The sequence below is a fragment of the Pseudomonas sp. Z003-0.4C(8344-21) genome (assembly GCF_900104975.1).
GTDB lineage: Bacteria > Pseudomonadota > Gammaproteobacteria > Pseudomonadales > Pseudomonadaceae > Aquipseudomonas > Aquipseudomonas granadensis.
Genome location: NZ_LT629756.1, coordinates 2,629,604 through 2,642,806, shown reverse-complemented (window position 1 = coordinate 2,642,806; position 13,203 = coordinate 2,629,604). Strand labels below are relative to the sequence as shown.

At 58.5% G+C, this 13,203-nt stretch carries 9 protein-coding genes and 1 pseudogene; 2 read left to right on the top strand and 8 right to left on the bottom strand.

Annotated features, from left to right (window positions below; genetic code table 11):
- Positions 1 to 34: 34 nt before the first annotated feature.
- Positions 35 to 337 (top strand): annotated as a pseudogene (locus tag BLU24_RS12285) (OprD family outer membrane porin); the annotation flags it as partial.
- A gap of 158 nt (positions 338 to 495) precedes the next feature.
- On the opposite strand, the gene BLU24_RS12280 reads toward BLU24_RS12285, so the two are convergent.
- From BLU24_RS12280 to BLU24_RS12250, 7 genes are all read right to left on the bottom strand, one after another.
- Entirely contained in the window at positions 496 to 3,138 is a 2,643-nt protein-coding gene (locus tag BLU24_RS12280) for an RHS repeat domain-containing protein (RefSeq protein ID WP_093100556.1), read from the bottom strand.
- A 257-nt stretch (positions 3,139 to 3,395) separates the two neighbouring features.
- A complete protein-coding gene (locus BLU24_RS12275; RefSeq protein WP_093100553.1) occupies positions 3,396 to 5,138 on the bottom strand; it encodes an ABC transporter substrate-binding protein in 1,743 nt (580 codons plus the stop codon).
- A gap of 47 nt (positions 5,139 to 5,185) precedes the next feature.
- On the bottom strand, positions 5,186 to 5,458 hold the full coding sequence (locus tag BLU24_RS12270) for a DUF2160 domain-containing protein (RefSeq protein ID WP_038861868.1): 273 nt from the start codon (positions 5,456 to 5,458) through the stop codon (positions 5,186 to 5,188).
- 10 nt (positions 5,459 to 5,468) lie between these two features.
- Positions 5,469 to 6,269: a carbohydrate ABC transporter permease gene (locus tag BLU24_RS12265; RefSeq protein ID WP_090284391.1), complete on the bottom strand. Its 801-nt coding sequence runs from the start codon at positions 6,267 to 6,269 to the stop codon at positions 5,469 to 5,471.
- Positions 6,270 to 6,278: 9 nt separating this feature from the next.
- Complete coding sequence (locus tag BLU24_RS12260) at positions 6,279 to 7,145, bottom strand: carbohydrate ABC transporter permease (RefSeq protein ID WP_007912484.1); 867 nt, start codon at positions 7,143 to 7,145, stop codon at positions 6,279 to 6,281.
- Positions 7,142 to 8,251: an ABC transporter ATP-binding protein gene (locus tag BLU24_RS12255; RefSeq protein ID WP_093100550.1), complete on the bottom strand. Its 1,110-nt coding sequence runs from the start codon at positions 8,249 to 8,251 to the stop codon at positions 7,142 to 7,144. The genes BLU24_RS12260 and BLU24_RS12255 overlap by 4 nt, the downstream gene beginning before the upstream one ends.
- Complete coding sequence (locus BLU24_RS12250; protein WP_093100548.1) at positions 8,251 to 9,345, bottom strand: ABC transporter ATP-binding protein; 1,095 nt, start codon at positions 9,343 to 9,345, stop codon at positions 8,251 to 8,253. The genes BLU24_RS12255 and BLU24_RS12250 overlap by 1 nt, the downstream gene beginning before the upstream one ends.
- 383 nt (positions 9,346 to 9,728) lie before the next feature.
- Here BLU24_RS12250 and BLU24_RS12245 point away from each other — a divergent pair, with 383 nt between their 5' ends.
- Positions 9,729 to 11,567: a sigma-54-dependent Fis family transcriptional regulator gene (locus BLU24_RS12245; protein ID WP_093100545.1), complete on the top strand. Its 1,839-nt coding sequence runs from the start codon at positions 9,729 to 9,731 to the stop codon at positions 11,565 to 11,567.
- 233 nt (positions 11,568 to 11,800) lie between these two features.
- Here the strand turns inward: BLU24_RS12245 and cysS are convergent, their stop codons facing one another.
- Positions 11,801 to 13,183, bottom strand: coding sequence for a cysteine--tRNA ligase (gene cysS, locus BLU24_RS12240; protein WP_093100542.1), 1,383 nt, complete (start codon positions 13,181 to 13,183; stop codon positions 11,801 to 11,803).
- Positions 13,184 to 13,203 lie beyond the last annotated feature (20 nt).

Here is a 13,203-nt window from a genome sequence, read left to right as displayed (position 1 = left end):
ACGTTCCCGTTCTGCCGAACCCAAGGAGTGTTTGATGGTTAACCCTACGAAAATATCGATGGCCGCTTTAGCGGTGGTGGTCGGCGCCGGGCCGTCCATGGTGTGTGCTGGAGACAAGCCCGAAGGCTTTGTCGAAGGCAGCAGCCTGACGGTGCTCAACCGCAATTTCTACTTCAATCATGATCATCGCAATGGCCAGTCCAGCCCCACCGGCAACGGTTATTCCGAAGCCTGGGCGCAGGCCGTGATCAGCAAGTTCGAATCCGGTTTCACTCAAGGCACCGTCGGCGTCGGTGTCGATGCGTTTGCGATGATCGGGCTCAAACTCGACACCGGTTTCGAAGCCGGACACAAAATCGACTGTGGCAGTCCGCCTGCTGGCGATGAGCATTCGCTTTGGCACATTGCATGATGCAAAGTTGAGGCGATTGATATCGAAGGGCTGCTTAGCAGACCTTCGATATCAATCGCCACTCAGCATCTGCTTCAGATTCCTCAAAGATTTGGTTTTTCTAGCACGCCCCGCGCTTTTGGTCTTACAGCGATATAAAAACTTGGAAAATCAGCGTGAGGGGAAACAGATCTTTTGACGCTGGTGGCTTCCATATCCAAAGCCTTCAAAATTTGCGCAGTATTTTTCCCATTGGGCGTTGTGAAAAAAGCTTCTTTCAACTCAATAGAATCACTTGCAAATTTCTCGGTTGCCGCCAACGTTTCCTTGTTCTTCACTTCATTACGAACCATCATAGATGGGTAATCAGTTATACCCATATATGCAACCTGAACCAGCTGAACATCACTTGCAAAAAACTGCTTCGTTTTGCTTTCTTTATAATTACCTCTGAAAATCCAAACTCCTGACGGGTGATATTCATTGATAAATTCGTCCTTGATGACCTGCCCGCCACTTCCATGGCCCTCAGGAAAAATCATTCTGCCAGAGCTGATTTTTACAGCGTCTATAGGCTTGTGCTCCAGAAGCGTATTGAGTTGCGTAATTCGGTCAATGTTATTCTGAAAATAATCAGAAACACGACTCAAAAATTCCTCATTGACCTTCACCGTATTAATCTCGGGCATCTCATCAGGAGCGTCACGCGGTAAGTCATTTAAGAAATCATCAACTTGATCAGGGTGCTCTTGCTTAGTCGTTACGTTGTTTGGAGGCACCGGACTAAGTCCTGTGTACTCCCGCAGGGAAACGGGCGAGTTCCTCAATACACGAAATAAATTCAACCCATCAACGTACCACGCTGGATCCGGATTCACCCATCGCTGCAACCATGATGCGTAATATCGATATCCATAATAATAAAGCCCGGTTGCATCCCTCTCCTTACCCGAATAACGGATGGTTTTATACTTCGCCACCAAGGCACTTTTACCTGCCCAGCACGCCGTACCACCAAACGGGTAATAGTGTTCCTGACTCAATATTCCTGCGCCGTCGTCCAATTCCAGCGTGCTGGAACCGAGATGATCACTCAGGCTGTAACGCAGTTGATCGCCCTCAACGCCCTCAGGCCAATGCAGCATTCGCACCTGATTACGCCCGGCTTCGACACTGATCACATGCCGCTCTTTTCCGTTCGCTTCGCGATGCACCTCAACACCCGGCAGATAACGCACTTCTGATTTCAGGGTTTGCCCGGATGTCTGGCTGAGGCATGTTTTACGCAAGCGATGGCCGGGTCGATCGTAAACATAACCTTCTTCGTCATTCGGCTCGTCCCGGCGTCGCACCAGCGTCACTCGTCTCAATAGACCGCGCACATCCCAGCTCATGGCCTGTCCGCGCTGCAATTCCAACTGATTGCCAGCGAGATCAAACCCTTCCGAAATCTGCGGTTCTCCCGGTAGAGAGCCATCGTCGCGCTGGGCCAGACTTCGATTGCTGCAAGCAGAGGTGAACATCGAAAAAACCGGTGCACCGCTGTGATGGCGGGTGATTAGATTGCCCGCCGCGTCGTAGGCGAATGTCTGGGTGTAGTTGCGCCGCTGCTTCGGGTCCAGCGGTGTGGGCAGCAGATCCGGTAATGCCGGGCCATGGCTCGGCTGGCTGACTTCCCAGCCTTTGGCCTCAACTAACTGATACAGGCTGTCATAGCGATAGCGGCTGACCGGTTCGATGCGCTGGTGATTGAAGTAAGTCACGGCCTGGGTTTTGTCTTCGAGGCTGACGATATTGCCCACCGGGTCGTAGACGTAATGCAAATTCTGCAAGGGTGTTTGTTCGCCGGCGGCTGCGCTGAGCTTCAGCAGCCGACCATCCTCAGGGCTGTACTCTGCGCGGGTCGTGACACCATTACCGGCGGTCTCATGTTCGATCTGCTCATGCGCGTTGTAACGGATATCACTGACCAGACGTGTGGGTGGCTTACCTTCACCGCCAGGGAGAAGCCATGTCGCGGACAGTTGTCCCGCCACGTTGTATTGCCGCGTTTGGGCATTGCCCATGGCATCGGTCTGCTCTTTCAATTCGCCCGTCGGGTAGAACACGTAGCGGGTGACGTAGGACTGCGCCTCCAGAAACACATCACGGTGTTCAGGGTCGCCAGGCCAGTCTGGCAGATCGAGGTCCGCCAGCATGCGCCGCGATTCGACCAGCTCGGCACCGGCCAAACCATAGTCGCGGATGAGCCGGGTGCCCGCCGGGTCATCATGGCGGATCAGGCGACCGCACTGATTGTGCTGGGCAAAGACATCATCCGCATCGGCATAGCTCAATCGCTCAACCACACGAGGCGGTTCGCTACGGGCCTGCTCCGTCACAACAATCGGGCGCTGCAGGTTGTCATAGTCGCGATGGCATTCGCTATCTCGGGCGTCCCAGGAACTACGCAATGAGCGGGCCTGATCCGGCAAACTCAACTGCCACCCGGCGTCGACGCTGTCCGTCAGCAATGCCTGCCCGCTCAATCCGTACGTGGTGGCCAGGTTCGGCTTCGGCGCCGCTCCCCACAATCGTGGATCCCACGATGCGACCTGACGCCCCGCTGCATCGAACACTTGCCGGGTAATTCGCGGGTCGATGTCGGGCGAGTCCGGACGCCGGCAGTAACCGACGCTGCGGATCATCAGCGAACGGGAATCGATGACCGATAGCGTCGGCGTGGCGGTGTCGTGATGAACATCCATGGTCACAAGCGTCCTTTCGCACCTATGGGTGAAGAGTGAGCGCTTTTGCGGTTTACCGATACTGTAAGAACTAACAGGTGCCTTCCCGGCAATGGGCCCTATCGCTTGCACGCGCGCTCCCACAGTGGTTCCAAGTGCACTCGGAATTTGTGAGCGACGCAGAAACCTGTGGGAGCTTGCCTGCAAGCGAAAGCGGTGGATCAGGCGCCAAAAAAAACGGCACCTTCCGGTGCCGTTCGCCTTTCACAGCTCCCCTATCACTTACGCGCATCCGCCCACGATTTCAGCAGTTCGTTGTAGCTCACGGTTTCGCCCTTCGGCTTCTCGTTGGCCAGTTTCGGCTTCGGTGCGCCCGGTTGGTCGAACCAGTATTGCGCGTCGCGTTCCGGGTTCATTTTCGGTGCGCACACGGCCTGGGCCTTGGAGCGTTCGAGGCGTTCCATGATGCGGTCCTGATCCTTGGCCAGACCATCGAGCGCTTGTTGCGGGGTCTTCTCGCCGCTGGCGGCTTCGGCGATGTGGCTCCACCACAGTTGCGCCAGACGCGGATAGTCCGGCACGTTGGTCCCGGTTGGGGTCCATTGCACGCGGGCCGGGCTGCGGTAGAACTCGACCAGACCGCCGAGTTTCGGCGCCATATCGGTCATCGCCTGCGAGTTGATGTCTGACTCGCGAATCGGCGTCAGGCCGACGATGGTTTTCTTCAGCGATACGGTTTTCGAGGTAACGAACTGCGCGTACAGCCACGCCGCCAGTTTCTGCTTCTCAGGGGTGGACTTCATGAACGTCCACGAACCCACGTCCTGATAACCGAGCTTCATGCCCTCTTCCCAATACGGCCCGCGCGGCGATGGCGCCATGCGCCATTTCGGCGTGCCGTCGGCGTTGACCACCGGCAGGCCCGGTTTGGTCATGTCGGCGGTGAACGCGGTGTACCAGAAGATCTGTTGGGCGATGTTGCCCTGCGACGGCACCGGGCCGGATTCGGAAAAGGTCATGCCCGCCGCTTCCGGTGGTGCGTATTTCTTCAGCCAGTCGACGTATTTGGTGGTTGCAAACACCGCTGCCGGGCCGTTGGTGTCGCCGCCGCGGGTCACGCTGGAGCCGACCGGATGGCAGTCCTCGACGCGGATGCCCCACTCGTCCACCGGCAGACCATTGGGAATGCCCTTGTCGCCACCACCGGCCATGGAGAACCAGGCATCGGTGAAGCGCCAGCCCAGCGACGGGTCTTTCTTGCCGTAGTCCATGTGCCCGTAAACGCGTTTACCGTCGATTTCCTTGACGTCTTCGCTGAAGAATTTGGCGATGTCTTCATAGGCCGACCAGTTCACCGGCACGCCCAGCTCGTAGCCGTACTTTTCCTTGAATTTGGCTTTCAGGTCGGCGCGTTCGAACCAGTCGGCCCGGAACCAGTACAGGTTGGCGAATTGCTGGTCGGGCAGTTGATAGATCTTGCCGTCCGGTGCGGTGGTGAACGAGATGCCAATGAAGTCCTTGATGTCGAGGGTCGGCGAGGTGAAGTTCTTGCCTTCGTTGGCCATCAGGTCGGTGATCGATTCGGTCTTGCCGTAGCGAAAGTGCGTACCGATCAGGTCGGAGTCGTTGACCCAGCCGTCATAGATATTCTTGTCCGACTGCATCACCGTTTGCATTTTCTCGACCACGTCGCCTTCCTGCAGCAAGTCGTGGGTGAGCTTGATCCCGGTGATTTCGCTGAACGCCTTGGCCAGCACTTTCGATTCATATTCGTGGGTGGTCAGGGTCTCGGAAACGACCTTGATGTCCATGCCACGAAACGGCTCGGCGGCCTTGATGAACCACTTCAATTCTTCCAGCTGCTGTTCGGCCGTCAGGGTCGAGGGCTTGAACTCGCTGCCGATCCATTTTTTCGCGGCATCTTCGTAGGCGTCAGCCCAGGCAGACGCGCTCAAACCGCTGAGTGCCAGCATGGCTGCCAATGAAATGCTATGTCGCAGCTTATTGTTTTTATCGAACATAGAGACCTCCTGTTTAAGTTGTGGAGCCGCGTTGCCGAACGATTCGGCTAGCCCCAACGCATCACAGCCAACAGCCACACCAGGGACAACGCGGACGCCACCCAGATGCTCCAGTCGGTGACGCCGATTACCAGCAAGTGCAGGTAGGCGCTGCCGAGAAGACCGATAAACAAGCGATCGCCACGGGTGGTGGCAATCGGCAGAAACCCTCGCCGCAAGATGCTCGGCGAGCGCAATTCCCAAGTGGTCATGCCCACCAGAATCAGACCGATGCCGATGAAGAACGCGGCGGTCGGTGTCGTCCAGCTCATCCATTCCATCATCAGCTCCTCAGACCCGACCGAGGGCAAAGCCCTTGGCCACATGGTTGCGAACAAACCAGATCACCAGCATGCCCGGCAGGATGGTCAATACCCCCGCCGCGGCCAGCACGCCCCAATCGATCCCCGACGCCGACACAGTGCGGGTCATCACCGCCGCGATCGGTTTGGCGTTGACCGAGGTCAGCGTGCGTGCCAGCAACAGTTCGACCCAGGAAAACATGAAGCAGAAAAACGCCGTGACACCGATGCCGGAACCGATCAACGGAATGAAAATCTTCACGAAGAACTTGGGAAAACTGTAGCCGTCGATGTAGGCGGTTTCGTCGATCTCCTTCGGCACGCCGGACATGAAACCTTCGAGAATCCACACCGCCAGCGGCACGTTGAACAAGCAGTGCGCCAGGGCTACGGCGATGTGCGTGTCGAACAGGCCGATCGACGAATACAACTGAAAGAACGGCAGCAGAAACACCGCCGGCGGCGCCATGCGGTTGGTCAGCAGCCAGAAGAACAGGTGTTTGTCGCCGAGGAAACGATAGCGTGAAAACGCGTAGGCCGCCGGTAACGCCACGCTCAACGAGATCACGGTGTTGAGGCTGACGTAATACAGCGAGTTGAGATAACCGGTGTACCAGCTCGGATCGGTGAAGATCACCTTGTAGTTCGCCAGCGTGAAGGCCTGTGGGAAAAGGGTCAGGCCGCCGAGGATTTCGGTGTTGCTCTTGAACGACATGTTCAGCAGCCAGTAGATCGGCACCAGCAGGAACAGGATGTACACCAGCAACGGAATAAGCTTTCTCTTGCTCATGGCCGGGCCTCAGCGGTTGGCGTCGGAATGCGTCATGGCGGTATAGAACAGCCACGACACCAACAGGATGATCAGGAAGTACACCAGCGAAAATGCCGCTGCCGGACCGAGGTCGAATTGCCCTACGGCCATCTGCGTCAACGTCTGACTGAGGAAGGTCGTGGCATTGCCCGGCCCGCCGCCGGTGAGCACGAATGGCTCGGTGTAGATCATGAAACTGTCCATGAAGCGCAGCATCACCGCGATCAGCAGCACGCTTTTCAGTTTGGGCAGTTGAATGTGGCGGAACACCGCCCAGGCCGAGGCGCGGTCGATGCGTGCGGCTTGGTAATAGACGTCGGGAATCGCGCGCAGACCGGAGAAGCACAGCAGCGCCACCAGTGAGGTCCAGTGCCACACGTCCATGACCAGCACCGTCACCCAGGCGTCCATGGTATTGGCCGCATAGTTGTAGCTGATGCCCATGGCGTTGAGGCTGGAACCGAGCAGACCGATGTCGGCGCGGCCGAAAATCTGCCAGATCGTACCGACCACGTTCCACGGAATCAGCAGCGGAATCGCCAGAATGATCAGCACCACCGACGACCAGCGGCCCTTGGTCGGCATGGTCAGCGCGACGGCGATACCCAGGGGGATCTCGATCAGCAGCACGCAGGCCGAATAGATGAACTGACGCAGCAGCGAGTCGTGCAGACGTGGGTCGAGCAGCACCTGCTTGTACCAGTCGGCGCCGACGAAGTAGCGGCTGGACTGGTCGAAGATGTCCTGCACCGAATAGTTGACCACGGTCATCATCGGGATCACCGCACTGAACGCCACCAGCAGAAACACCGGCAACACCAGCCACCAGGCCTTGTTGTTCTGCACCTTGTTCATGGCTGCACCTCATCGTCGGCTTCGAGCAGGAATTCATCGGCATACACCATCAGCCACTGCGCCGGAAAACTGATGTACGCCGTGCCCTGTGGCACCGGTTTGTCTTCGGTCAGGCGCACCTTTAACGGCGCGCCGTCGAGGTTGAGGGTCATGATCTTGTAGGTGCCGAGGTCTTCGACGTGTACGACGTCGGCCTGCATTGCGTCATCGAACGGCTCGTCCCAGACATGAATGAACTCGGGGCGGATACCGACCTTGAGATTTTTCCACTGGCCGTGCTCGATATGGCGCTGCAAGGCTTCGGACAACGGCAAGTGCGTCGAAGCGAAACCGACGCCACCGGGCTGCGGCTGCACCTCGATCAGGTTCATCCCGGGGCTGCCGATGAAATAGCCGACGAAGGTGTGGCTTGGCCGCTCGAACAATTCCCGTGGCGTGCCGAACTGGACGATCTGGCCGCCGTACATCACCGCGATCTTGTCAGCGAACGTTGAGGCTTCGAGCTGATCGTGGGTGACGTAGACCATGGTGATGTTGAACTGCTCGTGGATCTGCTTGAGCTTGCGCCGCAGTTTCCATTTCAGGTGCGGGTCGATCACCGTCAGCGGTTCGTCGAACAGGATCGCCGAGACGTCGTCGCGTACCAGACCACGGCCCATCGAGACTTTCTGTTTTTCGTCGGCGGTGAGGTTGCGCGCCTTTTTGCTCAGCAGGTTTTGCAGGTCGAGGACTTCGGCGATTTCCTGCACCTTGCTGTGCACTTTCGCCTCGGCCATGCCCTGATTGCGCAAAGGAAAAGCGAGGTTGTCGAACACGGTCATGGTGTCGTAGACCACCGGAAACTGGAACACCTGGGCGATGTTGCGCTTCTCCGGCGTCAGGTCGTTGACCGCTTTGCCGTCGAACAGCACATGGCCCTGGGACGGGCTGAGCAGGCCGGAAATGATGTTGAGCAAGGTCGACTTGCCGCAACCGGACGGGCCGAGCAAGGCGTAGGCGCCGCCCTGCTCCCAGATGTGATCCATCTCACGGATCGCGTAATCCTCAGCGCCGCTCGGGGTTTTGCTGTAGCTGTGGGCGAGGTGTTGCAAACGGATTTCGGCCATCAGGCAACCCTCGCGACACGCCGGCCCGGTGCTTGCACCAGACGGCCCTGCGCATCGAAAACGAACAGTTTGTGGGTCGGGATATAAATGCGGATCGGCGCATCGACGTCGTATTCGTGAACCCCCGGCAGGTGCAGCACCAGCAGGAAATGCTCGTTGCGCACATGCAGGAAGGTTTCCGAGCCACTGATCTCGGCCACTTCGACGGTCACCGCCAGTTCCAGATCATCGTCGTTGCTCGGCACCAGCGAGATATGGCTGGGGCGCACGCCGAAACGGTATTCGCCCTCGCCTACCGGCCGCAGATCAACGTTCAACGGGAAGTGGACGAAATTGGCGAAGCTGACTTCGTTGCCGGCAATGCGCCCGGGCATCAGGTTGATCGGCGGTTCGGAGAACAACTCGGCGGCCAGCACGGTTTGCGGCTGGTGATACACCGAGGTCGACGGCCCGCTCTGAATCACCCGGCCTTCATGCAAAATCGTCGTGGTGCCGCCCAGCGCCAACGCTTCGTTGGGCTCGGTGGTGGCGTAGATGGCGATGGTATGGCGCGCCTTGAACAGCTCGCGCATTTCCTGGCGCAGCTCTTCGCGCAGTTTGTAATCGAGGTTGACCAGCGGCTCGTCGAACAGAATCAGTTCGGCATCCTTGACCAAGGCCCGAGCCATGGCCGTGCGCTGTTGCTGACCGCCGGACAGCTCCAGCGGATAGCGCTGCAGAAACTTCTCGATGCGCAACATCTTTGCGGTTTCCAGCACTTTGCTGTGGATGATGTCTTTCGCCACACCGGCCTGGCGCAACGGCGAGGCGATGTTCTCGAACACCGTCATGGTCGGGTAATTGATGAACTGCTGATAGACCATCGACACGTTGCGCAGGCGCACCGGGCGCTGGGTGACGTCGACGCCGTTCATCAGGATGCGCCCGCTGTCGGGCTTGTCCAGCCCGGCCATCAAACGCATCAAACTCGTTTTGCCGGACAGCGTGCGGCCGAGCAAAACGTTGAAGGAACCGGGTTCGAATTTCAGGCACGCATCGTCGATCCAGATCTGGCCCTCGACGGTACGGCTGACGTGCTCCAGGGTGAGTGACATGGCTCGGCCTTTTTTATTTTTGGAGTCAAGCGACCGAAGCAACAGAGCGACTTTCGTGCCAGAAGTGGCAAGTGCTTGATTTGCCTTGAGAAGCAGTGTTTACGGGGGCCAGCGCCGTTCACAGCTGAACACTTTTGAACAGTCGGGTGATTGACAATGAACAATAGTGAACAACACTCTATGAACGCTTTTTGCCCGATCCTGAATGCAACAGAGATCCCCTGTAGGCCTTCGCCTGCTCGCGATAGCGGTGTATCAGTCGATGGAAATGTGTCTGACAGACCGCTATCGCGAGCAGGCGAAGGCCTACAGGGGATCTGTGTTGGTTTTAAAGATCGGGTTCATAACAATAATAAAATCGCTGCACTCAGAGGCTCGCCCCCATGGCCGCACCTGCTTCGCCGCTGTCCCACGATGCGATCGTCCAGACCTCCTGGCAACGTTGTCGCGCGTTCGGTCTCGACCATCAGAGCACCCCTGCCTTCGATCAACTGCCCGCCGCTGGCATTGCGCAATTGCTCGACAGTCATCATTCACTGGTGCAGACCACGCATCAGGAAGTTCTGCCCTATTACGAAAACATCCTTAGCAACTCGAACTGCCTGATCATGCTCGCCGACAATCAGGGCCAGGTGCTGACCTCGTGGGGCACCCAGCGTTTTATCGAACCGAACCTGGCGCGCGGCTTTCAGGCCGGGGCGAGCTGGATGGAGCGCTGCAGCGGCACCAATGCGATCGGCACCGCGCTGGCCTGCGAGCAGGCGGTGCACATTGAACACGATGAACACTTTCTCAAGGCCAACCGCTTCATGACGGGTTCCGCCGCGCCGATTTTCGACGCCGAGCGCAAGGTCATCGCCGTGCTCGACGTGTCCAGCGACAGCTACCTGCCGCCCTCGCACACCTTGGGCATGGTCAAGATGATGAGCCAGACCGTGGAGAACCGGCTGATCCTCAACCTGTTCCACGGTCAGCACTTTCAACTCACCTTCAACACCGGGTTGAACAACCTCGACAGCCAGTGGGCCGGGTTGTTGATCTTCGATGAGAGCGGTCAGGTCCTGTCGGCCAATCGCCGCGCGGACAATTTGCTCGGGGTGCGCTTGTCGCGGGTCAGTGTGGAAAGCCTGTTCAAGGTCTCGCTGCTGGAGTTGATCAATCAGCCGGACGGTTTGCCATTCGCCTTGCAGACTTCCGGGCGCAACCGTTTTCAGTGTCTGTTGAAACGGCCGAAACAGGCAGCGGTTCAAGCCCGGGTATTTGTGACGGAAGAAAAGCCCGCGCCATCCAGCGCGATCAGCCTCAACAGCCTGCATTTCGGCGATAGCCGCGTGGAAAAAGCCGTGCGTCAGGCCGAACGCCTGCTGGAAAAAGACATTCCGCTGCTGATCCACGGCGAGACCGGCGTCGGCAAAGAGGTGTTCGTTAAAGCCCTGCATCAGGCCAGCTCGCGCAGTAAACAGGCGTTCATCGCGGTGAACTGCGCAGCGATCCCCGCCGAACTGGTTGAGTCCGAGCTATTCGGTTATGAGAAAGGCGCGTTCACCGGCGCCAACCAGAAAGGCAGCATCGGCCTGATTCGCAAGGCTGACAAAGGCACGCTGTTTCTCGATGAAATCGGCGATATGCCGTTGCCGACGCAGGCGCGCCTGTTGCGGGTATTGCAGGAGCGCTGCGTGCAGCCGGTAGGCAGCAGTGAGTTGTTCCCGGTGGACCTGCGGATCATCTCGGCGACCAACCGTTCGTTGCGCGAACAGGTGCAGTTGGGCCGGTTTCGTGAGGATTTGTATTACCGCATTGGCGGGCTGACCCTGGAACTGCCACCGCTGCGTGAGCGCAGTGATAAACAGGCGTTGTTCAAGCGGTTATGGCAACAGCATCGTGAGCCGACGCAGTGGGCGGGTTTGAGCTCAGAGGTGCTGGAGTTGTTCGAACGGCATCCGTGGCCGGGGAATTTGCGTCAGGTCAGCAGCGTGATGCAGGTGGCGCTGGCCATGGCCGAGGAGCAACCGGTGCGGCCGGAGCATTTACCGGATGATTTTTTTGTCGATCTGGAGATGGAGCCGGTGGAGACGGCGGCGCCGTTGGGGCTGGATTTGAATGATGTTGACGCGTTGAACCGCGAGTTGAAGGCGGCTGGGGGGAATATCTCGCATCTGGCGCGGCGGTTGGGGGTTAGTCGGAATACGCTTTACAAGCGGTTGCGGCAGATTGGCGGTTGAGTACAACCCTTGCACTCACCCCAGCCCTCTCCCCGAGGAGAGGGGGCCGATGGGGGGATATTCGAGAGCTACGCCGACCTGAACTTGCTTCACCGAATCCATAATCGACTCGGTCATTCAGGTCGGCGCAGATCTTCAGCCCCCCACAGTCAGTCCCCTCTCCCTCCGGGAGAGGGTTAGGCGGGCGGCGTTCCGATGAGGGGCTTCTGGCTTCTGGCTTCTGGCTTTTAGCCTCAGTCAGCCAACCGCCAGGTCGTGCCCCCCTTGCCATCTTCCAGCACCACACCCATCGCCGTGAGCTGATCACGAATCCGATCCGACTCGGCCCAATCCTTCCCGGCCCGGGCCGCCAGACGCGCAGCAATCAACGCATCCACCTCAGCCGCATCGACACGCCCTTCGGCGCCCGCCTGCAGGAAGTCGTCGGCTTCGAGCTGCAACACGCCCAGCACGCTGGCCAATTCTTTCAGGCGCGCTGCCAGACCCGCCGCCGCATCGAGATCACTCTCGCGCAAGCGGTTGATCTCGCGCACCATCTCGAACAGCACGGCGCAGGCTTCAGGCGTGCCGAAGTCGTCGTTCATCACCGCAGTGAAACGCTCGACGAAGGCTTCGCCACCGGCCGGCGCCACAGTCGGCAGGCCTTTCAATGCGTGATAGAAACGCTCCAGTGCGCCTTTGGCGTCCTTGAGGTTGTCTTCCGAATAGTTGATCGCGCTGCGGTAGTGGCTCGACACCAGCAGGTAACGCACGACTTCCGGGTGGTACTTTTCCAGTACGTCGCGGATGGTGAAGAAGTTGTTCAACGACTTGGACATCTTCTCGCCATTGATACGGATCATCCCGCAATGCATCCACGCGTTGGCGTAGGTCTTGCCGGTGGCCGCTTCGCTCTGGGCGATTTCGTTTTCATGGTGCGGGAACTCGAGGTCGCTGCCGCCGCCATGAATGTCAAAAGTCTCGCCCAGGCAGCAGGTCGACATCACCGAGCACTCGATGTGCCAGCCCGGACGCCCGGCGCCCCACGGCGATTCCCAGCTCGGCTCGCCCGGCTTGGCGGCTTTCCACAGGACGAAGTCGAGCGGGTCCTGTTTCGACTCGTCGACTTCGATGCGTGCGCCGATGCGCAGGTCTTCGATTTTCTTGCGCGACAGCTTGCCGTAGCCCATGAATTTGGCGACGCGGTAGTACACGTCGCCATTGCCCGGCGCGTAGGCGTAACCCTTGTCGATCAGCGCCTGGATCATCGCGTGCATGCCAGCGATGTGATCGGTGGCGCGCGGCTCCATGTCCGGCTTTTTGATGTTGAGGCGCGCTTCGTCTTCGTGCATCGCGGCGATCATGCGTTCGGTCAACGCTTCGAACGATTCACCGTTCTCGTTGGCGCGGTTGATGATCTTGTCGTCGATGTCGGTGATGTTGCGCACGTAGGTCAGGTCGTAGCCGCTGAAGCGCAGCCAGCGCGTCACCAGGTCGAACGCGACCATGCTACGACCGTGGCCGAGGTGGCAGTAGTCGTACACGGTCATCCCGCAGACGTACATGCGAACCTTGTTGCCATCCAGCGGCTTGAAGACTTCTTTGCTCTTGGTGAGCGTGTTGTAGATCGTCAGCACGTTAATTTCCTTGACGCTGT

Coding starts and splice junctions, on each gene's coding strand:
- BLU24_RS12280 (WP_093100556.1), bottom strand. CDS start 3,138: ATGGATGTTCATCACGACACCGCCACGCCGACGCTATCGGTCATCGAT.
- BLU24_RS12275 (WP_093100553.1), bottom strand. CDS start 5,138: ATGTTCGATAAAAACAATAAGCTGCGACATAGCATTTCATTGGCAGCC.
- BLU24_RS12270 (WP_038861868.1), bottom strand. CDS start 5,458: ATGGAATGGATGAGCTGGACGACACCGACCGCCGCGTTCTTCATCGGC.
- BLU24_RS12265 (WP_090284391.1), bottom strand. CDS start 6,269: ATGAGCAAGAGAAAGCTTATTCCGTTGCTGGTGTACATCCTGTTCCTG.
- BLU24_RS12260 (WP_007912484.1), bottom strand. CDS start 7,145: ATGAACAAGGTGCAGAACAACAAGGCCTGGTGGCTGGTGTTGCCGGTG.
- BLU24_RS12255 (WP_093100550.1), bottom strand. CDS start 8,251: ATGGCCGAAATCCGTTTGCAACACCTCGCCCACAGCTACAGCAAAACC.
- BLU24_RS12250 (WP_093100548.1), bottom strand. CDS start 9,345: ATGTCACTCACCCTGGAGCACGTCAGCCGTACCGTCGAGGGCCAGATC.
- BLU24_RS12245 (WP_093100545.1), top strand. CDS start 9,729: ATGGCCGCACCTGCTTCGCCGCTGTCCCACGATGCGATCGTCCAGACC.